Here is a 23,423-nt window from a genome sequence, read left to right as displayed (position 1 = left end):
AGGCTCCTCCCGATTGTGTCACGCGCCGTGCGCCGGAGGGCCGGAGGACGTGCCCCTACGATGGGAGGGCGTGTCCGCCGGGAGGCGGGCCCGCGACCGCAACCGCGACCGCCGCCGCGGCGCGGCGGACCCGACGGAAGGACACGATGGACGCCCCGGACCCCCAGTGCCGCGTCACGGTGGTCGTGGCCACCCGCAACCGCCGGGAGGAGCTCGTGGCGCACCTGGGCCGGCACGAGGGGCCCGTCGTCGTCGTGGACAACGCCTCCACGGACGGCTCCGCCGAGGCGGTGCGCGCCGCCCACCCGCACGTGCAGGTGCTGGAGCTGCCACGCAACGTCGGGGCCGTGGCCCGGACCGTCGGCGTCCGGCTCGCCCGCACCCCCTACGTGGCCTTCGCCGACGACGACTCGTGGTGGGCCCCCGGGGCGCTCGCCCGCGCCGCGGCCGTGTTCGACGCCCATCCCCGGCTCGGCCTGATCGCCGGGTCCATCGCCGTGGGCCCCGAGGAGCGCCCGGACCCCCTCAACGCCGTGCTCGCCGCGTCCCCGCTGGGCATCCCCACCGGGGCCCCCGGCCCGGCGCTGCTCGGCTTCGTCGCGTGCGGGGCGATCGTGCGCCGCTCGGCGTTCCTCGCGGCCGGCGGCTTCGACGACGTCGTGCGCTTCCCCGGCGAGGAGGAGCGTCTCGCCCTCGACCTGTTCGACGCCGGCTGGCGGCTGTCCTACGTGCCGGAGATCCGCGCCCACCACCACCCCTCGCCGCACCGGGGCTCGGACGAGCGCCGGCAGGTCGCGCTCGTCCGCAGCCACCTGCTCACCGTGCTCCTGCGCCGGCCCTGGCATGTCGTGGCGCACGAGCTGCGGAAGGCGCTGCGCGGCGGCCGCGCGGGGCGCCGCGGTCTGCTCCGCGCCCTCCCCCGCACCCCGGCGGCGCTGCGCGCCCGGCACCGGGTGTCCCCGACCACGGAGGCCGCGCTCGCGCTGCTGCACGGCCCCGCCCCCGCCGACCCCGCCGCACCGGAGGAGAGCCCATGACCGAGACCACCCCCGCACCCCCGCCCGCGTCCGGCCCCGACGCCCGCGTGGCGGTCGTGATGATCACCCACAACCGCCGGGAGGAGGCCCTGCTGGCCCTGGCCCGGCTGCGGGAGCTCCCGGAACGGCCGCACGTGGTGGTCGTCGACAACGGCTCCGGGGACGGCACCGCGGACGCGATCCGTGCGCGGCACCCCTGGGCGGAGCTCGTGGCGAGCCCCGTCAACCTCGGGGCCGTGGGCCGCAACGTCGCGCTGGAGCGCGTGGACGCACCGTTCGTGGCCTTCTGCGACGACGACACCTGGTGGGAGCCCGGGTCGCTGCGCCGGGCGGCCGACGCGCTGGAGACGCACCCGCGGCTGGGCGTGGTCACGGGCAGGATCCTCGTGGAGCCCGGGTCCCGGGAGGACGCGATCAACGCGGAGCTGCTGCACTCACCGGTCGAGGGCCCCGCGTGGCTGCCCGGCCCCGCCCTCGGCAGCTTCCTGGCGGGGGCCTCCGTGGTCCGCCGGGCCGCGTTCCTCGAGGTGGGCGGGTTCAGCGAGCGGCTGTGGCTCGGCGGCGAGGAGGAGCTCCTGGCGGCGGACCTCGCGACCGCGGGGTGGGAGCTCGTGCACCTGCCCGACGTGGTGGTCCACCACCAGGCCTCCACGGTCCGGGACCCGCACCTGCGGCGCCGGCACGGACTGCGCAACACCCTGTGGTTCATCTGGCTGCGCCGCCCGCTGCGGGCGGCCCTGCGCCGGACCCGGGACGTGGTCGGCGCCGCCCCGCGGGACCGGGTCACGGCGCTGGCCCTGCTCGACGCCCTGCGCGGTGCGCCGTGGGTGCTGCGCGAGCGGCGGCCCCTGCCCGAGCGCGTCGAGCGGCGGTTCCGGGCGCTGGAGGAGTCGCAGCGCGCCAGCGCCGCGCGCCGCTACGTCAGCTGAGCGCCCGGCGGACCGGACGGCGGAGCGGCCGGTGGAGCGCCCCGCCGGGCCGCCGCGGCCGGGCCCGCGCGCTCAGCGCGCCCGCACGGCGGTCTCCGGGAGGCCGGCGCCCTCCCGGAACCACTCGACGGTGCGCTCCAGCCCCACCGGCCACGGGACCTCCGGGGCCCAGCCCAGGACCTCGGTCGCGAGCGTGGTGTCCGGGCGGCGCACCATGGGGTCGTCGACGGGACGCTCGACGAACTCGACCCCCGAGGACGTGCCGGTCGCGGCGATGACGTCGTGGGCGATCTGCAGCACGGACAGCTCGTGCGGGTTGCCGATGTTCATGGGCCCGCTGTGCCCGCTGTCGGCCAGGGCCAGGATGCCGCGGACCAGGTCGGAGACGTAGCAGACGGAGCGGGTCTGGGCGCCGTCCCCCGCCACGGTGAGGGGCTCACCGGCCAGGGCCTGGCGGATGAACGTGGGGATCGCCCGGCCGTCGAAGGGCCGCATCCGGGGCCCGAAGGTGTTGAAGATCCGCACGATCGCCGTGTCCACCCCGTGCTCGGCGCGATAGGCGACCGTCAGGGCCTCGGCGAAGCGCTTGGCCTCGTCGTAGACCCCCCGCGGGCCCACCGGGTTGACGTGGCCCCAGTAGCTCTCGGCCTGCGGGTGCACCTGCGGGTCGCCGTACACCTCGGAGGTGGAGGCCAGCACGAACCGGGCGCCCTTGTCCTTGGCCAGGCCCAGGGCGTGGTGGGTGCCGATCGAGCCGACCTTGAGCGTGTGGATGGGCAGCTTCAGGTAGTCGATCGGGGACGCCGGGGAGGCGAAGTGCAGGACGAGGTCCACGTCCCCGGGCACGTGCACGTAGTCGGTGACGTCGCACTGGACGAGCCGGAAGCCGGGGTCGCCCACGAGGTGGCCGATGTTGGCCGCGGAGCCGGTGAGGAAGTTGTCGAGGCACACCACCTCGACCTCCCGGCGGCGCAGCTCGGTGCACAGGTGGCTGCCCAGGAAGCCGGTCCCCCCGGTCACCACGGCCCGGCGGATCGGACGGATCGCGCTCGCGGCGGTGGTCGCGTTCGTTGTGGGATTCACGGTGCTCCTGACGGATCGGGACGGATGGGAACGGCTCGACGAACGGGCCGGGTGGTGGGCGGCGGGCCTCAGGGCCGGGCCGGGACCCCGGCGCCCTGGGCGAGCTGGGCGCGGGCGGCGGCGAGGACCTCGTCGGCCGTCACGGCGGCGAGGCGGTCGTCCAGGGCGTCCGCGTGCGGATCGCCCCACGTCGCGGCCGCCGGGTCACCGTGCCACAGCACGGTGTGCAGCCCGGGGTCCACCGCGGGGCCCCACCGGGCCGGCGGCGTCGGGCCGAAGAGGACCACGGAGCGCACGGCCACGGCGGTGGCCATGTGGGCGACGCCCGTGTCGCCGCTGAGCACCGCGGCGGCGCCCCCCACCGTGGCGGCCAGCTCCGGCAGGGAGAGCCGGCCGCACCGGTTCTCCGCCGCGGGCAGCCCGCCGGTGACGGTCGCGGCCAGCTCCGCCTCGGCGGCGGAGCCGGTGACCACGATCCGGTGGCCGTCCGCGGCCAGGGCCTCCGCCACGGTCCGCCAGCGGGCCGCGGGCCAGCGGCGGGCGCCGGAGGCGGCCCCCGGGTGGATCACCACGGGGGCACCGTCGGGCGCCGGAGCGTGCTCGCGCAGCAGGAGGTCCTCGGGGCCGCAGGGTCCCCCCGCCGTGCGCACCAGCCGGCACCACCGGTGCACCTCGTGCTCGTCGGCCCGCCACGCGGGGCCGGTGTGCCCGGCGGCGGCGAAGGCGACGAGCCGCTCCGGGCCGGTGGCGAGCAGCAGCTCGTGGCTGAGCGGGCCGCGCCCGTGCAGGTTGACCGCCACGTGCCCGCCGGACAGCGGCGGGAGCGGGTCGAGCCCGGACGTTGGCAGGACCGCGTCCACCACGCCCAGCTCGGCCAGCCAGGTGCCGATGCCCTCGGGCGCGGCCAGCACGAGCCGGTGCCGGGGCAGCATGCGCCGGACCCCGCGCAGGGGCGCCACGCCGGTCAGGCCGTCGCCCAGGCCGAGGGCGCGCAGCACCAGCACGTCGCCCGCCCCGACCTCGCCCGGGGCCACGGTGCGGTGGCCGCGGGGCTCAGCCCTCACGGCCGGCCCGCTGGAGGATCGCCGTGGTGGAGCGCCCGGAGAGGTAGGGCAGGACGGTGACCTCCCCGCCCCAGCCGCGCACGTCCACGGCCTCGGGAAGCTGCTCGGGGGTGTAGTCGCCGCCCTTCACCCACACGTCGGGGCGCAGGACGGACAGGGCCGCGCGGGGGTCGTCCTCGTCGAAGACGACGACCGCGTCGACGCTGCGGAGGGCGGCCAGCACGCGGGCACGGTCCTCCTGGCCGACCACCGGCCGGCCCGGGCCCTTGAGCCGGCGCACGGAGTCGTCGGAGTTCAGCAGCACCACCAGCGCGTCGCCGAGCCGGCGCGCGGCGTCGAGGGAGGCGATGTGGCCGGCGTGCAGGACGTCGAAGCAGCCGCCCGTGGCCACGACCGTGCCGCCCGCGGCGCGCACGTCCACCAGCAGGTCCTGGACCTCCCGGGGCAGCCGCTCGGCACCGGGGTGCAGGCACGCGCGGCCCTGGACGCCCTGGGCGCGGCGGGTGCGGAAGGTGGCGGCGCCGCCGGCGGCGACCCACTGCCCGGCCGCCTCGACGGCGGACTCCACGGCCGTGGTCACGTCCGTGCCCGCGCCGAGGGCCAGGGCCGCGGTCGAGGCGAAGCGGTCCCCCGCCCCGCACGGGTCGGTGTTGCGCACGGGAGCGGCCGGCACCAGCTCGGTGCCCGTGGCGGTCGCGAGGTGGGCGCCCTCGGCCCCGGCCGTGACCGCCACGGCACGGGCCGTCCACCGCTCGCGCAGGGTGCCCGCGAGCTCGCGGGCGCCGGTCGACGCGGGGGCGCCCAGGGCGGCGGCGGCCTCGGCCGCGTTGGGGGTGACCAGGGCGCAGCCGGGGACCGGCTCCCCGCCGCGCGGGTGGGGGTCCCAGACGACCGTGCCCGTCCGGGCGTGCTCCGCGAGGGCGGCGCGCACGGCGGGGTCGCGGGTGACGCCTCCCCCGTAGTCGGACACGAGGACGGCGTCCGCGCCCGCGAGGACCGCGGAGACGTGCGATGCCGAGACGCCCACCGGGGTGCCGGGCCCGCCCTCGTCCACGCGCACCAGCGTCTGGCCGGCGCTGCGGATGCGGGTCTTGGTGCGGGTCCCGCCCTCGTGGCCGAGGCGCTCGAGGGCCACCTCCCCGAGGGCGGCGGCGAGCTCGTGGCCGGCGGCGTCGGCGGCCACGGGTGCCAGCAGGGTCACCGTGACCTCCACCGGGACGGGGCCCACGGCGGGCGGCAGGGCGCACAGCAGCGCCGCCAGGCCGGCGCCGCCGGGGCTCGCGAAGACGTCGCCGACGTCGACCACGGGCACCGGTGCGTCGGGGCTCAGGCGCGTGGACGTGCCGTCGACGTCCCGGTCCAGGAGGGCGTCGCCGACCACGACGATGCGGACGGGGCTCATGCGACCCCCGCCCGGACGGCCGCCCCGTCGGCGCGGGCGCCGGGGGCCCGGTGCACGGCCGGGCCGGCGTCAGGAGGCAGGACGAGGCGCGCGTCGACCGCGGCGCACACGGCGTGGAGCAGCATGAGGTGGACCTCCTGGATCACCGAGGTGCTGGACGCGTCGACGGTCAGGGACTCGTCCGCCCGCTCGGTCAGCGGATTGGGGCCGGGGCCGGTGAGCGCCCAGACGTGCAGGCCGTGCTCCCGCGCTCGGTCGGCCGCCGCCAGGACGTTGGGGCTGCGGCCGCTGGTGGACAGCACCACGAGCACGTCGCCTGCCCGCCCGTGCGCCTGGACCTGGCGGGCGAACACCTCCTCCGCGCCGTAGTCGTTGACGATGGCGGTCAGGCTCGAGGTCTCCGCGGACAGGCACACGGCGGACAGCGGCCGCCGGTCGTCGACGAAGCGGCCGACGAGCTCGGCGGTGAAGTGCTGGGCCTCCGCGGCGCTGCCGCCGTTGCCCACGGCGAGCACGCGTCCGCCGTGCGTGAGCATCCCCGCCAGGCGGGCGCCCCACCGGTCCACCACGCCGGCGTGCTGGGCGGCCTCGCCCGCGGCCACCGACAGCTCGTCCAGGTGGGCCCCGAGCCAGTTCTCGGTCTGCCGGAGCAGCGGCGGGTGCTCCCGGCGGTGCCGGGCGACGACGCGGGCGTAGGACCGCTCGGTCTCCTGGGCCACGTGCCGCCAGCCGAAGAGCCGCTCCACGCGCTCCCGCCCGGCGCGCCCCATGCGGGCCGCCAGCTCGGGGTCCGCCAGCAGGGTGCGCAGGGCGGCCGCGGTCCCGGCGACGTCCCGCGGGGGCACGTGCAGGCCGGTCACGCCGTCCTCGATGCTGTCGAGCAGCCCGCCCACGGCGCTGCCCACCACGGGGCGGGCGCACGCCATCGCCTCGAGCGGGACCATGCCGAACGGCTCGTACCAGGGGGTGCAGGCCACGACGTCCGCGGTGGCGAGCAGCGCGGCGGCGTCGTCGTGGTCCACGCGGCCGAGCAGCTCCACGCGCTCGGCCACGCCGAGCTCCCGGGCCAGGGCCCGCAGCCGCAGGGCCTCGGGGTCCCGGTCCAGCTCGGCGCGGGCGGGGCCGCCGGCCACGACGAGCTCCGCGTCCGGCAGCTCGGCGAGGGCGCGCACGACGACGTCCACGCCCTTGCGCTCCACGAGCCGACCGAGCGCCACGATCCGGGGCCGCCGGTCACCGGCGGGCGGCGGCGCGGGGACGAAGGCGTCGAGGTCCACGCCGCACGGCACCACGTCGATCCGGGAGGGGTCCCCGCCGAGGGCCAGGAGCTCGGCCCGTTCGTCCCGGCAGGTGGCCAGGACGAGGTCCGCCGCGGCGACGAGCTCGTTCTCGGCCGCGAGCCGGCCGGTGGGGCTGGTGTCGGCCGACCCCTGGTGGCGGCGCTTGACGGCCCCGAGCGCGTGGAAGGTCTGCACCACCGGGATCTGCATCGTCTCCGCGGCGCGGCGGGCCGCGATCCCGGACATCCAGAAGTGGGCGTGCACGAGGTCGGGGACCCCGCGGTGGGCCCAGTCGCGGGCGAGCCAGCGTCCGAACTCGTCCATGTACGGCGCGAGGTCGTCCTTGGGCAGGAGGCTCGGGGGCCCCGCCGGGACGTGGACCACGTGCGCCCCGGGGGCGAGCTCGACCACGTCGGGCAGCCGGGCGTCGTCGCGGCGGGTGTACACGACGACGTCGTGGCCCAGCCGGGCGAGACCCGCCGCGAGGGCGGCCACGTAGACGTTCTGCCCCCCGGCGTCGACCCCGCCGAGCGCGGCCAGCGGGCTGGCGTGCTCGGAGACCATTGCGATTCTCATGCTGTCACTTTCTCCAGGATGCGGTCCCACTCCGCGAGGAAGCGGTCCGCGCCGTAGTGTTCCAGGGCGTGCTCGCGGGCGGCGGCGCCCGCGGCGGCCGCCGCACCGGGATCGTCCAGCCAGTGCCGGGCGCGGGCGGCGAGGGCCTCCGGGTCGTTGGAGAGCAGCCCCGCCCCGGGCGGGACCGCCCGGGGCGCCTCGGTGGTCGAGAGCCCGAGCACCGGCATCCCGATGGTCATCGCCTCCAGCAGCGCCAGGCCCAGGCTCGTCCACCGGTAGGGGTGGTAGTAGGCCCGGTGCTCGCCGAGCGCCGCGTGCAGCTTCTCCTGAGGATAGTTCTCGTGCAGCCGCCCGGCCATGTGGGGCGCGTGCTCGGCGAGCTGGTCCATCCCCATGCCGTACACGTCCACCGGCAGCTCGCGGGCCAGCGCGGTCAGCAGGTCGGTGCCCGCGATCCGCCCGCGCCGGACGGGCTCGTTGACCACGGCGGCCAGGCTGGCCGTGCGTCCCGTGTAGAGCGGTCCGGGGTCCAGGACGCCGTGCTCCACGACCTCGGTGGGCGCGTCCCCGTTGTCCCACATCATCCGGTTGAAGTGCGTCACGTGGACCACGGGGATGTCGGAGCGCCCGGCCAGGGGGTGGCGGGTGGCCACGGCGGGCCCGCGCGGGGTGTCGTGCTCCACGTAGACCGCCGGGACGTCGCTCCCCGCCCGGCGCCCGGTCCACCGCTCGAGCAGCTCCAGCTCGTGGGGCCGCTGCAGCAGGACGACGTCGAACGCGGTGCCGGCCAGCTCCTCGGGCGTGCACTCGACGGCGGCCGCCGGCCAGTCCCAGGTCTCGGCCCGGCCGCGGCCGTCGGGGCCGCGGTCGGCGACGACGGGCAGCAGATAGGTGTGGGGACCGTGCACGAACGATGTCGTCCACGATCCGTGGACGTGCCAGGTCAGGATGCGCACCCGCGTCCTCCTTCCGGTTCGGGAACAGTGGCGAGGGCCCCGGGAGCGCCGTGCACGAGCTCCTCGACGGCCGCGAGCACGGCCGCCGGGGACACGGAGGACAGGCACGGGTGGCCGGGCACGGGGCAGTCGCGGGCGCGGGAGCCGCGGCAGTCCGCGCCCTGGTCCCCGAGCAGCACGACGGGCACGCCCCAGGGCGCCCATCGCTCGGGCGGCACGACCGGGGAGAAGAGGGAGACCACCGGGGTGCCCACGGCCGCGGCCAGGTGCGCGGGTCCGGTGTTGCCGACGACGACGCACGCGGCGGCGTCCAGCACGGCGGCCAGGCCGGGCAGGTCGGTCCGGCCGGCGAGGTCCAGCACCGTGCCGTCCGGGGCGGCCTCCCGGGCCGCGGCGCGGGCGGCCGCGGTGAGCTCCCGCTCCCCCGGCCCGCCGGTGAGGACGACCGGGCGCCCGGCCGCGGCGAGTCCCGCCGCGAGGGCCCCGGCGTGCTCGGCGGTGAGCCCGCGGGACGGGACCGAGGCGCCGGGGTGCAGCGCCACGAACCCGTCCGGCAGCGCCGACACCTCGGCCGGGAGCTGCGGGAGCGGGCGGCGCACGGCCAGGCGCAGGTCGGCGGCGGCGGGCTCGGGGGCGCCCGCCGCGACGGCGAGCGCACACGCCGCCTCGACCTCGTGGCCCCCGCCGGGCGGGTCCGCGCGGCGGTGCCGGACGTCCAGCAGCGACCCGGGGTAGTCCTCGCTCGTGGCGACCACGCGGTCGATCCCGGCGAGCCGGGCCAGCAGCGCCATGGGCAGGGGGCTCTGGTGGAAGGACGTGAACACCACGCCGAGGTCGTAGCCGCGGGCGGCGAGGGCGTCCACCAGGTCCTCGGTCGTCTCCCGGTCCACGGGCGGGGGCCGGAAGCCCGACCACGGCGCCGAGTACTCGAGGACCGCGTCCACGTCCGGCAGCAGGCGGGCGGCCGCGGCACCGGACGGGGAGGCCAGCAGGTCCACCGGGTTCCCCAGCCGGGCCAGGGCCCGCACCGCGGGCCCGGTCAGCAGGACGTCCCCGTCCGAGTCGAGGCGGACGGCGAGGGTGCGGCCCACGATCAGCCCCGGGCCCCGGCCGAGACCGGGCGGGCGTCGGGCCGGGCGGCCGTCCCCCCGTCCGCCGCGGGGGCCAGGACGGCGGCGACGGCCTCGCGCAGGGTCCGGGCGACCACCGGGGCGGCCGCTACCTCCTCCTCGCGGGTCACCGGCGTGGGGACCAGGACGCTGCGCGCGCCGGCGGCCTGGGCGGCCTCCACGTCCGCGCCGATGTCGCCGACGAGCACGCACTCGGAGGGGTCCACCCCCAGCTCCGCGGCCGCGGCCAGCACCATGCCGGGCCGGGGCTTGCGGCACGTGCAGTCCTGCTCGGGGGCGTGCGGGCACAGCTGCCAGGTGTCGAAGGGGCCGAGCAGCTCGGCCACGCGGGCGTTGACGGCGTCGACCTGCTCGCGGGTCAGCAGGCCGCGGCCGATGCCGGACTGGTTGGACACCACGCCCACCCGCAGCCCGGCCGCGCGCACGGCGTCGACCGCCTCCCGGGCCCCGGGGACCAGCTCGACCGCGTCCGGGTCGCCGTTGTAGGGCACGTCGTGGACCAGGGTGCCGTCCCGGTCGAAGAGCACGGCGCGCACCGGGACGGGCCAGGGCCCGGTCCCCCGGTGCCGCCACCAGCCACGCGCCTTGTGCCGCACGGCGGCCACGGGGATCGTGACGCTGGTGCGGACCATGCGGCTGAGCTCGGGCAGGAACTCGGGGTCGCCGGGACGTGGCCCCGGGACCGTGCGCAGCAGCACGAACCGGCCGGTCAGCCAGCCCCACGCCGCGGCGCCGGCGCCGGCCGCGGCCAGGGCGGAGCGCCGGGCGGGCCGGTGTCCCAGGGCGGTGGCGGTGAGCGCCGCGCCGGCGCCCGCGCCCGTGGCGCCCAGGGCGGCGACCGTCGCGGCGTGCCAGCGGAAGCCCCCGGGGGGAGCCTCGGCCGCACGGCGCCAGTCGGGCCCGTGCAGCCGGCGCATCAGGGCGTCGTCGGCGTTGCCGGCCTGCACGCGCAGGCTCACGAGGTCGTCGGCGGGACGCACGGGGTGGGTGATCCGGCGCTGCCCGCGCACCAGCTGCCACCCGGCCCGGCGCACGCGCAGCGCGAGGTCGGCGTCCTCCCGGTAGGCCCGGGGGAAGCGCTCGTCGAAGCCGGAGACGGCCTCGAGCGCGGCCGTGCGGTAGGCCATGTCCGCGGTCGCCCAGTCCGCGTCCTGCAGGGACGCGGTGTTGCGCTCCCAGTCGGTGGGCCGGCGGGAGCCCGGGAGGGGGACGTCGATCCGGCCCTGGGTCGCGCCGACCTCCGGGCCGCACGCGGCGAGGTCCTCGGCCAGACGCTGCGCCCAGCCGGCCGGCAGCTCCACGTCGTCGTCGAGGAAGGCGACCCACTGCGCCCCCGAGCGGCGGGCGACCCGCCAGCCGCGGTTGCGCGCGGCGGCCGGGCCCCGCCCGTAGCCGCGGACGGTGCGCACGGTCCAGGCCACGGTGCCGGGCACGCTGGGCCGCAGCGGCTCCACGTCGCCGGGCCGGTCGTCCACCACCACGACCTCGAGCGGTCCCGGGTGGTCCGCGTCGACGTCCTGGGCGGCGAGGGTGTCCAGCAGCCACTGCAGGCTCGGCCGTCCCATCGAGGGGACGACCACGGCGTAGGTCGTGGGCGCGGCCGTCACTCGGCCCCCTCGAAGAAGGCGGCGCGGCGGACCAGGTGCGGGCCGAGCACAAGCGCGGCCACCGGGGCGGAGCCGAAGAGCTCGAGGGCGTCGCGCGGGTCGTCGACCATGGGCCGGCCGGCGGTGTTGAGCGAGGTGTTGACGACGACGGGCACGCCCGTGCGCTCGTCGAAGGCCCGCAGCAGCGCGGCGATCCCGGCGTTGTCCTCGTCGGTGACCGTCTGGATCCGGGCGGTGCCGTCCACGTGGGTGACCGTGGGGATCCGCTCGCGCCACTCGGGGGCCACGTCGTGCACGAAGAGCATGAAGGGGCTGGGCAGCGGCCCGCCGCCGAAGATCTCCGCGGCGCGCTCCTCGAGGACCATGGGCGCCACCGGCCGGAACTGCTCGCGGCCCTTGACGTCGTTGAGCCGTTCGAGGTTGTCGGGGTGGATCGGGTTCGCCAGGAGGGACCGGCGGCCCAGCGCCCGGGGCCCGAACTCGCTGCGGCCCTCGAACCAGGCGATCACGCCGTTGCCGGCGAGGATGTCGGCGACCTCGCCAGCGAGGTCCTCCGGGGTGGTGAAGGGCACCTGCGCGGTGCTCAGCCACTGCGCCAGCTCCTCGCCGGACCAGCTGCGCCCGAGGGCCGCGGTGGGCTGGGGCGCGCCGAGGTCCCCGGCCTCCTGGGCCAGGTGCAGGGCGGCGCCGAGGGCGGTCCCGGAGTCCCCGGAGGCGGGCTGGACCCAGACCTCCTCGAAGGGCGTCTCGCGCCAGATCCGGGAATTGGCCACGCAGTTCAGGGCTGTGCCGCCGGCCATGGTGAGCACCGTGTCCCCGGTCTGCTCGTGCAGCCAGGTGGCCAGGTCCACCAGGACCTCCTCGACCACGGCCTGGACCGAGGCGGCGAGATCGGCGTGGTCGCCGCCCCAGGTGCCGTCGTCGATCCGGCGGGGCGCGAAGCGGGTCCAGTCGGGGGCCTGGGCACGGAAGCCGCCGTCGCCCGTGGCACGGACGATCTCGCGCAGCTCGGGCAGGAAGCGGGGCTCTCCGTAGGAGGCGAGCGCCATGACCTTGAACTCGTCGCTCGAGCGCAGGAAGCCCAGGTGGTCGGTGAGGGACTCGTAGAGCAGGCCGAGGGACTCGGGCAGGGCCTGGCGGTGCAGGATCTCCAGCTCCCCGTCCCGGTAGCGGCCGGCCAGGTGCGAGTGCGCCTCGCCGCGGCCGTCGACCACCAGGACGCTGCTCGTGCGCGTGGGGGCGGCGAGCCCGGCGGAGGCGGCGTGGGCCACGTGGTGCTCCACGAACCGGACCTTGTCGCGGTCCAGGCCCGGCAGCGCCTCGGCGAGGAACCCGGCGGCGCGCCGGGCGTAGTCCACGCGCACGGGGTCGTACGGGTCGTCCGGCATCTCGGCGGCGATGGCGGGGTCGAAGGAGTAGCCGACGGCGTCCAGGTCCGCGGGAGTCAGCCCGGCCTCGGCGAGGCACCAGCGCATGGCCTGCTCGGGCAGCTCCCACGCCGAGAACGGCACGGGCCGCTTGCCGTGCTTGCGGCGGGAGAAGCGCTCCTCCTCCGCCGCCGCCACCACTCTGCCGTCCACGACGAGAGCCGCCGCGGGGTCATGAAAAATCGCGTTGATGCCCAGGTAGTTCATGGTTCGGAGTATGGCACAGAATGATCAGGCGGCTGATCTAGGGGCCGTGTCAGCCCCGGTGGGGCCGGGTCTCCGCCGCCTCGAGCAGCTCCGGGCCGAGCTCCCGGTCGAACTCGCCGTCGGCGTCGCGGCCCGGCTCGCCGGACAGGTCCCCGAGGAGGTCCCCGACGAGCTCGTCGAGCTGCTCGAAGCCGCTCGGGACCATCGCCGCCCTCTCCTCGGCCGCCGCACGCCCGGCCGGGGACAGGCACCAGCGCAGCTGCTCGTCGAGCCGGCCGGGGTCGAGCTCGTCCGCGCCGACCACGGCCGGCCAGTCCCAGGCCCGCGCCTGGGCCGTGACCTTCCCGCCGCCCGCGACGGGGTCGACGGCGAGCACGGGAACCCCGGCCCGCAGCGCCAGGACCAGGCCGTGCATGCGCATGCTCACCACGGTGTCGGGGCGGGCGATGACCGACCCGGTCTGGGCCGCGGTGGCGGGCAGCCGCCAGTCCCGCGGGTCCAGGCGGGTGTCCAGTGGCAGCCGGGCGGCGTCGAGCCGGCCCAGCCACTGCTCCAGCCCGGACCGGACGGCGTCGTGCCGGCGGCGGGGACCGTACTCGTGCTGCCCGCCGGTGAGGTAGACGCCCAGGACGGGCACGAGCTGGGGCACGGCCCGCGCGGCGAGGTCCCGGCGGGCACCGGCACCGGGGCGGTCGCGCGCGATCACGCGGTGGAACCCGGCGGTCACCGGGTCCTCGGGGTCCAGCACGCTGACCCCGACCGCGATCCGGCGGCAGTGCGCGAACTGCTCGTGCAGCTCGGCGATCGACCGTCCCGTCGCGGGCCCGCACACGAACAGCAGGTGGGTGTAGCGCACGGGCTCGACGTCGTCCAGCCGCAGCCCGCCGGGCGGGCACATGACCGCGCTCCAGGCGACGTCGTGCGGGACGCCCGCCGTGCCGAGGGCGTCGGCGACGGCGTCCATGGCGAGGACGTCACCAGCCGTCGCCTCGCCGTGCAGGACGCTGGACCAACCGACCACGAGTGTGCGCATGGCGTCGACGCTACCGGCCGGACCGGGGCCGGGAGCCACCCCGCGGGCGGACTGTGGGCACTGTCACCTACGGTAACGAGTCGGCACAGCAACTGGTGACCCACGTCACGGGCGTCTAGGCTCGATGGCACGGGTCGAGCAGCCGGCCGTGACGTCCTGTCGTGGAAGGACCCCTCCATGGACCACTCCCTGTCCGTCGTCGTGCAGATCGAGCTGGACACCCGGTGCGTGCACCTGGTGGTCACCGGCGATCTCACCGAGCGCAACCACCGCGTCCTCACCCCCCTCGTGGCCCGCGCCCGCACCCTGGTGCCCGGTGCGGCCGTCGTCGTGGACCTCACGGGCGCCCAGCACGTGGACCCGGGCGGTCTGGACCTGCTGCGGTGGTCCCTCGACCACGACCCCCTCCCGGAGTCCGGTGGCGCCGTCCGGGTGCTCACCCGGCCCGCGCCGTTCGGCCTCGCCGAGGCGGCCCGCCCCACGGCCGGTGCGCCCGCGCCGGCACCCGCGCGCTGGAACGGCGCCGAGCCGGGCGGGGTGGCGGCGTGAGCGGCGTCGACGTCGCCACGTCACCGGCCGGCACCGGCGCCGGGGGCACCCGGGACTGCGGCACGTGCCTGAGCCCGGACTGCGACTTCCCCGCGGAGCTCTCCGCGCTCCCCCTCGTGGAGCTGCAGGTCCTGCACAGCCGGGTGGTCTGCCAGCTCGAGCACGAGTACCTGCTCAACACCGACGGCCCCCACCCCGTCACCCAGGACCGCCACGAGGAGCTCGTGGCGGAGTTCGAGGCCCGCCGGGACGCGGCCCCCGGGGCGTGAGCGCTTCTCAGGCGGCGGACCGGGCCGCCCGGACGCGGGGCCGCCCGGCGGCGTACCACTGGGCGAAGAGCACGACGATCAGGGCCACGTCCACCACGTCCCCGCCGTAGTACATGAGCTGCGCCCCCGTGCGGGCGTCCGACGCCCCGACCCCGTCCGGTGGGTGCCCGTACAGGTGCTTGGCGAGCGCCGAGTGGACCGCCACGAAGCCGACCAGCACCGCCGCCCGCACGCGGAAGGAGCCCCGGTGCGGGTCCGGGTCCACCCCGACCACGGCGGCGGTGAAGACGCAGCCCGCGAGGAGGACGTGGAGGTGCACCGCCGCGTGCACGGCCACGGAGGCGTGCATCGTGCCGTACAGCCCGGTGGTGTAGAGCACCCACAGGCCGCCCGCGTTGAGCGTCCCGGCCACCACCGGACGGGTCACCGCCCGGACGGGCGGCGTGCGCAGGAGACGGGACAGGGCGCGGGCCCGGGCCACGGGCAGCGCGCGCAGCGCCAGGGTCACGGGGGCGGCGAGCACCAGCAGCAGCGGGGCGGCCATCCCCAGCAGCAGGTGTCCCGCCATGTGGGCGGTGAAGCCGGCGCGGGCGGCCCCGGCCAGGGGCCCGACCAGCGCCGTGCCGGCGCACAGCAGTCCCGCGAACCACAGCACCGTGCGGTGCGCCGGCCACGGGTCGCGGTGCCGTGCCGCCCACAGCCCCGCGGCCCAGCCGGCGGCGGCCAGGACGAGCAGGGCGAGCACGGTCGCGTCGAAGAGCGCCCAGCCGGTGGTCCCGTGGTCGTGCGTCATCGGCGCGGGCGGTCGGTCCGGTGCGGTCGGGTCCGGCGCAGGAGCAGGAGTCCCGCGGCGAGCGCGAGCACGGCCGTGCCGATCCAGGTGGCGTCGTAGACCAGCAGGTCCACGTCGTAGCGGATCTGGTGGATCCTGAGCACCTTGTGCAGGACCACGCCGTCGACGAGCTGGAACGCGCCGAGGCCCGCGAGCAGCCCCCCGGTCCAGCGGCCCCAGGACATGGCGCCGCGGCGGCGGATGTCGGCCAGCAGGAAGAGGGAGCCCACGGTGACGAACCAGCCGAAGGCGTGGAAGAGCCCGTCCGAGGCGAGGGCGACACCGGTGGTGGAGAGGTCGTAGAAGTGGTGCCAGTGCAGGAACAGGTGGAAGACGGCGAGGTCCACCACGGAGGCGGCGATGCCCGCCCCCAGCAGCGCGCCGGCGATCACCGTCCGGCGGTCCTGGTCGGCCATGGTGTCCTCCTGGTGCGGGCGGGCGGGGTTGCGACCCAGCCTACGGCCGCCCGGGGCCCGGCCGTCCAGACCCGGATTGTCCGCGGCCCGGCACGGCAGGGCCCGGCGGGCGGACCGGCCCGGGTGGTTCAATGGCACGGTGCGCAACGACAACCTGACCCGCCGCGAGACCGCCGACCGTTCCGAGCTCGTCGCCGTGGAGAGCTACGACGTCCTGCTGGACCTGTCCACCGCGCCGGACCCGGAGGCGGACTCGTTCCGGTCCGTGACCACGGTGCGCTTCGCCGCGGAGGAGGGCGCCCAGACGTTCCTGGACTTCATCGGCCGCTCCGTGGAGTCGGTGACGGTCAACGGCCGGGAGCTGGACCCGGACGACGTCGTGGAGGGCGCCCGGATCCGGCTGCCGTCCCTCGAGGCGGCCAACGAGGTCACGGTGGCCGGGCGGGGGCTGTACTCCCGCTCCGGGGAGGGGATGCACCGGTTCGTGGACCCGGCCGACGGCCGGGTCTACCTGTACACCCAGTACGAGCCGGCGGACGCCCGCCGGGTCTTCGCGAACTTCGAGCAGCCGGACCTCAAGGCGTCCTTCCGGTTCACGGTCCTGGCCCCGGACGGCTGGCAGGTCTCCTCCAACGGGGTGCGCATGGCGGCGTCCCCCGCTCCGGAGGCCGAGCGGCCCGGGGCGGTGCGCCACGAGTTCGCCCCCACGGAGCGGATCTCCACGTACATCACCACGGTGCTGGCGGGCCCGTACCACCGGGTGGCGGGCGAGTGGCGGCACTCCTTCGAGGACGGCAGCCGCATGTCCGTGCCGCTGGCCCTGTACTGCCGCGCCTCGCTGGCCGAGCACCTCGACGCGGCCACCGGCGCCCGCGAGCTGTTCGACCTCACCCGGCAGGGACTGACGTTCTTCACCGAGCTGTTCGGCTACCCGTACCCGTTCGGGAAGTACGAGCAGGCGTTCGTGCCCGAGTACAACCTGGGTGCCATGGAGAACCCCGGGCTGGTGACCTTCACCGAGGAGTACCTGTTCCCGGACGGGGCCACCCGCGCCCAGTACCAGGGGCGGGCGAACACCCTCATGCACGAGATGTCCCACATGTGGTTCGGGGACCTCGTCACGATGACGTGGTGGGACGACCTGTGGCTCAAGGAGTCCTTCGCCGAGTTCATGGGGGCGCACGCGTCGGTGCAGGCCACGGATTTCGAGGAGGCGTGGATCGCGTTCGCGGACCGCCGGAAGGCCTGGGCCTACCGGCAGGACCAGCTGCCCACCACGCACCCGGTGGTCGCCGACATCCACGACCTCGAGGCCGCCCGGCAGAACTTCGACGGCATCACCTACGCCAAGGGCGCCGCGGTGCTCAAGCAGCTCGTGGCGTTCGTGGGCTACGGCTCGTTCGTCGACGCGTGCCGCGCCTACTTCCGCCGCCACGCCTACGGGTCCACCACCCTGGAGGACTTCCTGGCCGTGCTCGAGGAGGCCTCCGGGCGGGACGTGCGCGGCTGGGCGGAGTCCTGGCTGGGCACCTCCGGCGTCACCTCGCTGGCCCTGGACCTCGCCCGGGACGACGACGGCACCGTCACCTTCGCGGCGCTGCTCCAGGACCCCGGCGCCGGGGTGCTGCGCCCGCACCGGCTGCTGCTCGGCGGCTACGAGCGCGGTCCCGGGGACGTCCTGGTGCGCACCGGCACGGTCAGCGTGGACCTGCCCGCCGAGTCCTCCGTGGAGGTCCCCGAGCTCGTGGGCTCGACCGCGCCGCTGCTGGTGGTCAACGACGAGGACCTCACCTACGCCAAGACCCGCCTGGACCCGCTCTCGCTCACCACGGCCCTGAGCTCCCTGTCCTCCGTGGAGGACGACATGGCCCGCGCCCAGCTGTGGTCGGGGCTGTGGAACGCCACCCGGGACGCCGAGCTCGACCCCGGGGACTGGGTGGGCGCCGTCCTGGACCACGGCTTCGCCGAGCCGCAGACCGGAATGTTCTCCACCGCCGTGGACCACGCCGTGGAGGCCGTCGAGCGCTTCACCCCGACCGCCCGGCGGGCCCGGCTTCGGGGCCGGCTGCTCGACGCCGCCGTCCGGGAGCTGCGCCGGGCGGATCCGGGCAGCGACCGGCAGCTGGCCCTCGCCCGGCTCACCGCCCGCACGGCCCGGCGCGACGGCAGCCACGCCGGATGGTTGCGCGACCTCCTGGGCGGGCGGGACGCGCTGCCCGGGCTGCGGCTGGGCTCGGACCTGCGCTGGGCGCTGTGGACGGCGCTCGCGGCCACCGGCCACGGCGAGGACCCCGTCCTGGACGCCGCCCTGGAACGGGAGCGCGCCGCCGACCGGACCCGCACCGGGCAGGTCGGCTGGGCCCGGGCCCGCGCCGCCCGCCCGCTCCCCCGGGCCAAGGCGGAGGCCTGGGACGCGATCACCGGTGACGAGCTGTCCAACGACCTGCTGAGCGCCACGGTCGCCGGCTTCCAGCTGGGCCCGGCGGAGCTGGTGGAGCCGTACCGGGAGCGGTACTTCGCCATGCTGGAGGAGGTGTGGGCGCGCCGGTCCATCGGGATGGCCACCCGCATCGTGCAGGGGCTCTACCCCGCCGGCGCCGATCTCGAGCCGGGGCACGACCCCGAGCACCACCCGGTGCTCGCCCGCACGGAGCTGTGGCTGAGCAACCACGCCGGGGCGCCCGCCGCCCTGCGCCGGATCCTGGTCGAGGAGCGGGACCACCTGCTGCGGGCGCTGCGGGCGCAGGCGGCGGCGCGCCCCTGACCCCCGCACGCCGAGGCCGGCCCCGGGTCCTCCGGGCAACAGCAGTCCCCCCGGTGCGCACCGGGGGGACTGCGACGGTCCGGGGGACCCGGCGGTTCCGGGCGGCGCGGGCTCAGGTGGCGGGGCGCCCCGAGCGGCGCAGCACGCGGTCGACGGCGCGCTGGGCGTCCTCGTTGGACTTGAAGACCCGCCGGTCGAGGCTCTGGCCGAGCGACATCGACGAGTTGCCCAGCTGCAGCAGGTTCACCTTGGAGTCGTTGCGGTGCTCGCGGCGCGGCTGGGGCGCCTGCGGACCGGTCCGGGCGTCATAGGCCATGGTGGATCCTTTCCGTGACACCTCCAGTGTAGGAGGCCGCCGCCCCACTGAACAGAGCGCCGCCGGTCATCGGCCGTGCCGCCGCGCCCGGGACGTGAACCAGCCCCGGTCCACGGACCGCCGCACCCACCAGGTGCGCGCCACGAGCACGAGGGACAGCACGTGCAGCAGCACGAGCACCGACCAGTACGCCGCGGCCGCCACCGGGGTGAAGGGGACGGAGGCCGCGCCGGCGAGCATCAGCATGACCAGCGCCTCCAGGTTCAGCGCGTAGCGCAGGGGGCGCATCACGCGCACGGAGATGTCGTGCTCGGGCTGCCGGTTGATCCAGGACAGCAGCACCGCCACCACGGACATCACGATCGAGGCCGCCGCGGAGGGCACCTGCCAGCCCGGCCCCAGGACGTGCTCCCGCACGGTGGCGACGAGCCCCACGAGCAGCAGGACCGCGGTGATGAGGCTGACCGCCACGGAGGCGAACGCCGTGATCCCCTGCCGGGCCGGCAGGATCACCATCTCGCAGAAGGCGTCGTCGAACCGGGACGTGGGCCGCAGCGCCAGGTGGCCGCGCACCGCCCCGGGCCACCGCCGCACGGCGCGGTCCTCGGCGAGCACCCGGTCCACCGCCCGGTGCGAGCCGCCCGGCCCGCCGGGGCGCCCGCCCTCGTGCGAGAGGACCGTGAACTCGTGCAGCCGGACCTCCGGGGGCACCGTCAGCTCCAGGTGGAAGCTGCGGCAGGACGCGAGGTCGTGCAGGCCGACCCGACCCACCCAGGGCATCCAGCAGTGCCGCAGCCGGTCCCGGGCGCGCGGTCTCCGGCCGGCGGCGTACTGCTCGTCCATCGAGTACTTGAGCACGAGCCGGCGCCCCGCGAACTCGGCGGGCAGCGCGAAGGTCAGCAGGAAGCCGCGGGCCAGCTGGTCGGCCACGGTGGTGAACAGGGCGAGGTCGGCCTCCCAGTGCTCGGCGTCCTCCGCCGGCAGCCGCCCCCGGTCGACGAGCTCCTGGACGACGGCGCGCAGGTGCTCGCAGTAGGCCCAGAACCCGTCGAGGGCGTCCTCCACGAGCAGCTCGGGGGCGTGCACGATCGCCGGGACGTGGTCGTCCGCCAGGACGGCCGCCTCGGCCAGCGGCAGCTGCTCCGGGATCAGTCCGCGCAGCAGCAGCTCGGCGAGCGCCCCGTTGTCCTCGGTGCTGAGGACCGGGACGGGGTCGCCCTGGCAGACGGCGTCGAAGTTGCGCAGGGGCTGCTTGGCCTGGATGGTCACGGGCACCAGCAGCCGGCCGGCGCCGTCGGCCGGCCACGGGGCGCGCACGGCGAGGTCGACGTCGAGGGAGACCTTCCGGCGGGTGACCCCGTCGGGGCTCATCAGCACGGACTCCACGCGCCGGTGGATCCAGTCGCCGGGGCTGAGGAAGAGCGTGCGCAGCACGTCGACGTCCACCGCCGGGCGGTCCGGCTCGGGCGGGAGGTCCTGGCCCTGGGGCATCCGCGCGCCTCCTTCGGGGGTCCCGGTCCGGCTCTCGTCCCGGGCGGTCACCGGGGCCCGCCCGGTGTCCTGATCGGCCATCATTGCACCAGTCAGCGCGGACACCGTACGGGCCCGGCGGTGGACCGGGCGTCACGGGAATCGTGAGAAGCTATTGACGACTTGATGCCCCAGCTCCATCGAGGGAGACCATGACCGACTACGCGCTCAACGACCGCGGCTCTCTGGAGATCGTCACGGAGAACTTCTACGACACCGAGATCATGCGGGTGTTCGGCGGTCTGTCCTTCGGCAAGCTGCGCACCTGGACGGGCAACGCGGCGCTGGTCCCGGAGCCGGACAACCCCTTCGACCCCCACACCGTCTCGGTGCGGATCGGGCCCAACAAGATCGGCCACCTCGCCCAGCAGGACGCGCAGCGGTACTGGCCCTACCTCGCGCGGGTCATCGCGTCCGGCTACACGCCGGTGGCGCCGCTGAAGCTGGAGGCCACGGTCCTGCGCCAGGACGGGCAGGCGGAGGTCGACGCCGCGGCGCGGCTGTCGATCGCGGCCCCGGACCTGCTGTTCCCGCTCAACACGCCCCCGGCGCAGGCCGCGGTGCTGCCGCAGGGCCCGTCGATCAAGGTCCTGGACGAGCAGGAGTTCGCCGAGTACCTGCACAGCGTCATCCCCCCGTCCGGGGAGGGCCGCGTGATGCTGACCCTGGAGACGAACAAGGTCCGCAACCACCACGGGCAGACCCTGGACATCGTCGACGTGCTCTACGAGCGCCGCCAGGTGGGCCGGCTCTCCACCCAGATGTCCCAGCAGTTCATCCCGATCATCGACCACGCCTTCCAGCAGGAGAAGCTCACCGCGGTGTGGGGCACCATCCGCGGCTCGGCCTTCGAGGTCTCGATGACCCTCCAGGCCGCGCGTCCGGAGGACATTCCCGCGGAGTGGTTCGAGCAGCTGCCCAACGACGTCCCCGAGCTCCTGCCGCCCGGCGGCAGCTTCCCCGTCCCGGACGCCTACGTCCCGGCCGAGGCCGACCGCTCGCGCAACGCGAAGAAGTGGCGCAAGGGCCTGGCCGTCTCCGCGGCGGGGTCCGGGGGCGCGGAGCGCGCCGGGCACGACGACGACGTGTCCGCTCAGCGCTCGTCCGCCGGCCCGGGGACCGGCGTGCTCGGCCGGGTGCACGTGGCCGTGTGGACGCTGCTGGCCATGACCGTGCTGCTGGGCGGGGTGGGCGTGGTCTTCCTCGGCATCGAACCGCTGGTGAGCGCGCTGTGCTTCATCGTGGCCGTCGCGACCGGCTTCATGTCCTTCTACCTCGCCCGGATGAGCACCGGAGCGGCCCGCCGATGATCAGCCGCCGGGAACGCTTCCTCCAGATCCTCGAGGTCCTCTCGAAGCACGGCTTCGGCTTCGCCCTCGGCGGGATCAAGGAGGAGTGGCGCGCACCGCTGGCCCGGGTCCGGCTCATCGACCCCGACAAGCTCTACAGCCAGCCGGTCCACCTGCGGCAGGCCCTCGAGGAGCTCGGTCCCACGTTCGTGAAGCTCGGCCAGGTGGTCTCGACCCGGCCGGACCTGCTGCCGCCGCGGTACGTGCAGGAGCTGACCCGGCTGCAGGACAGCACGCCCCCGGTGCCGCCGGAGCGGATCCGGGCGATGATCGAGTCGGAGCCCGACTCCGCCGCCGAGGAGATCCTCGCCGAGATCGACCCCGTGCCGCTCGCCACGGGCTCGATCGGCCAGGCGCACGCGGCCGTCTACAAGGGGGTGGACGTCGTCGTGAAGGTGCGCCGCCCCGGCGTCGTCGAGGAGGTCAACCGCGACCTCGAGATCCTCGCGGAGCTGGCCAAGCTGCTGTCCACCTACTGGCCGGCGGTGCAGCACTTCGACCTCGTGGGTCTGGCGGACGAGTTCGCCCAGTCCCTGCGGGACGAGCTGGACTACCTCACGGAGGCCCGCAACGCCCAGCGGATGGCCGAGAACTTCAGGGGCGACCCCCGGGTGCACGTCCCGGAGATCTTCTGGGAGGCCTCGACCTCCCGGATCCTCACGATGGAGCGGATCCGCGGGATCAAGATCAACGACTACCCCGCCCTCGAGGCCGCCGGGCTCGACCGGCACCTGCTGGCCGTGGACTCGACCGAGGCCATCTGCCGGATGATCTTCGAGCACGGCTTCTTCCACGCGGACCCGCACCCCGGGAACCTCTTCGTGGAGACCGGCGGGCGGATCGGGATCATCGACTTCGGGATGATGGGCACCCTCACCGACGAGTTCCGGGACCACCTGGTGACCCTGATGCTCGGCGTGGTGCAGGAGAACCCGCGGCGGGTCGCCGCGGGGCTGCTGGGGCTGACCTCGCAGGAGCTGGACGTCAACAAGAAGGACCTCGAGCGGGACGTGGCGATCCTGCTGCGCCGCTACGCGAACAAGCCCCTGCACGAGGTGCGGGTGGGCCACCTGATGGGCGACCTCATCGGGATGCTGCGCCGCTACCGGATGCACCTGCCGCGCGAGTCCGCCCTGTTCCTGCGGATGCTCGTCACGGCGGAGTCCGTGGGCACCGGCCTGGACCCGGAGTTCGACCTCGTCTCGGTCCTCGCCCCGTACGCCCAGCGGTTCGTGCTGCACCGGCTCTCCCCCGAGATCCTGGCCAAGCGGGTGCGCGACATCCTGCAGGACGCGGTGCAGATGGGCGTGGAGGCCCCCGAGTACCTCCGGCGGCTCATCGTGGTGCTGGAGCGCGGCGGCTTCGACGTCCACCTGCGCGCCGACGAGTTCGAGCCGCTGCTCAAGCGCGGCGAGAAGATCGGCCACCAGGTGGTGGCCGGCGCGGTGATCGCCGCGTCCATCAACGGCATGGCCCACATCCTGGCGTCCGACCCGGAGCGGTGGCGGAAGTTCCACACCCCCCTGATCGCCGGCGGCGCGACCACCGTGGGCACGCTCACCGGCTATCTCGTGCTCTCCACCAACGTGCCCAAGGTCCGGCGCCTGGCCAACACCATCCGGGTCCGCCGCCGCTTCTGAGCCCCGGCGGGGCGGCCCGCCCGGCCT

Annotated in this window: 20 protein-coding genes; 7 read left to right on the top strand and 13 right to left on the bottom strand. The window is 76.1% G+C overall.

The genetic code is table 11. The features are described 5' to 3' along the window. The first annotated feature begins 146 nt into the window (after positions 1-146). Together RF640_RS12895 and RF640_RS12890 are read left to right on the top strand one after the other, a co-directional pair. Positions 147-1,037 (top strand): glycosyltransferase family 2 protein, encoded by an 891-nt coding sequence (locus RF640_RS12895; protein WP_017834315.1) that lies wholly within the window; start codon positions 147-149, stop codon positions 1,035-1,037. Then, entirely contained in the window at positions 1,034-1,966 is a 933-nt protein-coding gene (locus tag RF640_RS12890) for a glycosyltransferase family 2 protein (protein WP_017834316.1), read from the top strand. Before RF640_RS12895 ends, RF640_RS12890 begins: the two co-directional genes overlap by 4 nt. A gap of 72 nt (positions 1,967-2,038) precedes the next feature. On the opposite strand, the gene RF640_RS12885 is transcribed toward RF640_RS12890, so the two are convergent. The 9 genes from RF640_RS12885 to RF640_RS12845 form a co-directional block, all read right to left on the bottom strand. After that, on the bottom strand, positions 2,039-3,049 hold the full coding sequence (locus tag RF640_RS12885; RefSeq protein WP_368828084.1) for an NAD-dependent epimerase/dehydratase family protein: 1,011 nt from the start codon (positions 3,047-3,049) through the stop codon (positions 2,039-2,041). 68 nt (positions 3,050-3,117) lie between these two features. Further along, a complete protein-coding gene (locus RF640_RS12880; protein ID WP_241482801.1) occupies positions 3,118-4,113 on the bottom strand; it encodes a glycosyltransferase family 9 protein in 996 nt (331 codons plus the stop codon). Next, a complete protein-coding gene (locus tag RF640_RS12875) occupies positions 4,103-5,515 on the bottom strand; it encodes a PfkB family carbohydrate kinase (RefSeq protein WP_035923940.1) in 1,413 nt (470 codons plus the stop codon). Before RF640_RS12875 ends, RF640_RS12880 begins: the two co-directional genes overlap by 11 nt. Continuing rightward, entirely contained in the window at positions 5,512-7,371 is a 1,860-nt protein-coding gene (locus RF640_RS12870; RefSeq protein WP_081994115.1) for a glycosyltransferase, read from the bottom strand. Before RF640_RS12870 ends, RF640_RS12875 begins: the two co-directional genes overlap by 4 nt. Continuing rightward, positions 7,368-8,327: a glycosyltransferase gene (locus RF640_RS12865; protein ID WP_017834321.1), complete on the bottom strand. Its 960-nt coding sequence runs from the start codon at positions 8,325-8,327 to the stop codon at positions 7,368-7,370. Before RF640_RS12865 ends, RF640_RS12870 begins: the two co-directional genes overlap by 4 nt. Beyond that, positions 8,315-9,418, bottom strand: coding sequence for a glycosyltransferase family 9 protein (locus tag RF640_RS12860; protein ID WP_211309933.1), 1,104 nt, complete (start codon positions 9,416-9,418; stop codon positions 8,315-8,317). Before RF640_RS12860 ends, RF640_RS12865 begins: the two co-directional genes overlap by 13 nt. Positions 9,419-9,420: 2 nt before the next feature. After that, a complete protein-coding gene (locus tag RF640_RS12855; protein ID WP_172604867.1) occupies positions 9,421-11,064 on the bottom strand; it encodes an HAD-IIIA family hydrolase in 1,644 nt (547 codons plus the stop codon). Further along, complete coding sequence (locus RF640_RS12850) at positions 11,061-12,698, bottom strand: carbamoyltransferase C-terminal domain-containing protein (RefSeq protein ID WP_035923942.1); 1,638 nt, start codon at positions 12,696-12,698, stop codon at positions 11,061-11,063. Before RF640_RS12850 ends, RF640_RS12855 begins: the two co-directional genes overlap by 4 nt. A 49-nt stretch (positions 12,699-12,747) precedes the next feature. Beyond that, positions 12,748-13,731: a polysaccharide pyruvyl transferase family protein gene (locus tag RF640_RS12845; RefSeq protein ID WP_368828080.1), complete on the bottom strand. Its 984-nt coding sequence runs from the start codon at positions 13,729-13,731 to the stop codon at positions 12,748-12,750. Positions 13,732-13,908: 177 nt separating this feature from the next. Between RF640_RS12845 and RF640_RS12840 the strand changes: the two genes are divergently transcribed. Further along, positions 13,909-14,280, top strand: a complete 372-nt coding sequence (locus tag RF640_RS12840) for a hypothetical protein (protein WP_035923943.1) — start codon at positions 13,909-13,911, stop codon at positions 14,278-14,280. Then, a complete protein-coding gene (locus RF640_RS12835) occupies positions 14,277-14,549 on the top strand; it encodes a hypothetical protein (protein ID WP_368828078.1) in 273 nt (90 codons plus the stop codon). The genes RF640_RS12840 and RF640_RS12835 overlap by 4 nt, the downstream gene beginning before the upstream one ends. Positions 14,550-14,556: 7 nt before the next feature. On the opposite strand, the gene RF640_RS12830 is transcribed toward RF640_RS12835, so the two are convergent. After that, the gene (locus RF640_RS12830; RefSeq protein WP_109222735.1) at positions 14,557-15,342 is read right to left on the bottom strand and encodes a cytochrome c oxidase assembly protein; all 786 of its coding nucleotides are present in this window, start codon (positions 15,340-15,342) and stop codon (positions 14,557-14,559) included. Next, positions 15,339-15,797: a DUF2243 domain-containing protein gene (locus RF640_RS12825; RefSeq protein WP_109222736.1), complete on the bottom strand. Its 459-nt coding sequence runs from the start codon at positions 15,795-15,797 to the stop codon at positions 15,339-15,341. Before RF640_RS12825 ends, RF640_RS12830 begins: the two co-directional genes overlap by 4 nt. Positions 15,798-15,936: 139 nt before the next feature. On the opposite strand from RF640_RS12825, the gene pepN reads away from it, so the two are divergent. After that, on the top strand, positions 15,937-18,561 hold the full coding sequence (gene pepN / locus RF640_RS12820) for an aminopeptidase N (protein ID WP_368828075.1): 2,625 nt from the start codon (positions 15,937-15,939) through the stop codon (positions 18,559-18,561). A gap of 112 nt (positions 18,562-18,673) precedes the next feature. Here pepN and RF640_RS12815 read toward each other — a convergent pair whose 3' ends face one another. Together RF640_RS12815 and RF640_RS12810 are read right to left on the bottom strand one after the other, a co-directional pair. Further along, complete coding sequence (locus tag RF640_RS12815; RefSeq protein WP_017834330.1) at positions 18,674-18,877, bottom strand: hypothetical protein; 204 nt, start codon at positions 18,875-18,877, stop codon at positions 18,674-18,676. Positions 18,878-18,943: 66 nt separating this feature from the next. Further along, positions 18,944-20,368, bottom strand: a complete 1,425-nt coding sequence (locus tag RF640_RS12810; RefSeq protein WP_136341423.1) for a hypothetical protein — start codon at positions 20,366-20,368, stop codon at positions 18,944-18,946. Between the two features lie 191 nt (positions 20,369-20,559). Here RF640_RS12810 and RF640_RS12805 point away from each other — a divergent pair, with 191 nt between their 5' ends. Beyond that, positions 20,560-21,717: a hypothetical protein gene (locus RF640_RS12805; protein WP_017834332.1), complete on the top strand. Its 1,158-nt coding sequence runs from the start codon at positions 20,560-20,562 to the stop codon at positions 21,715-21,717. Then, positions 21,714-23,396 carry an AarF/ABC1/UbiB kinase family protein gene (locus tag RF640_RS12800; RefSeq protein ID WP_017834333.1) on the top strand — a complete coding sequence of 561 codons (1,683 nt, stop codon included), beginning with the start codon at positions 21,714-21,716 and terminating at the stop codon, positions 23,394-23,396. Before RF640_RS12805 ends, RF640_RS12800 begins: the two co-directional genes overlap by 4 nt. Positions 23,397-23,423: the final 27 nt, after the last annotated feature.

The sequence above is a fragment of the Kocuria sp. CPCC 205231 genome, assembly GCF_040980965.1.
GTDB lineage: Bacteria > Actinomycetota > Actinomycetes > Actinomycetales > Micrococcaceae > Kocuria > Kocuria rosea.
This window is presented reverse-complemented; position numbering and strand designations above follow the sequence as displayed.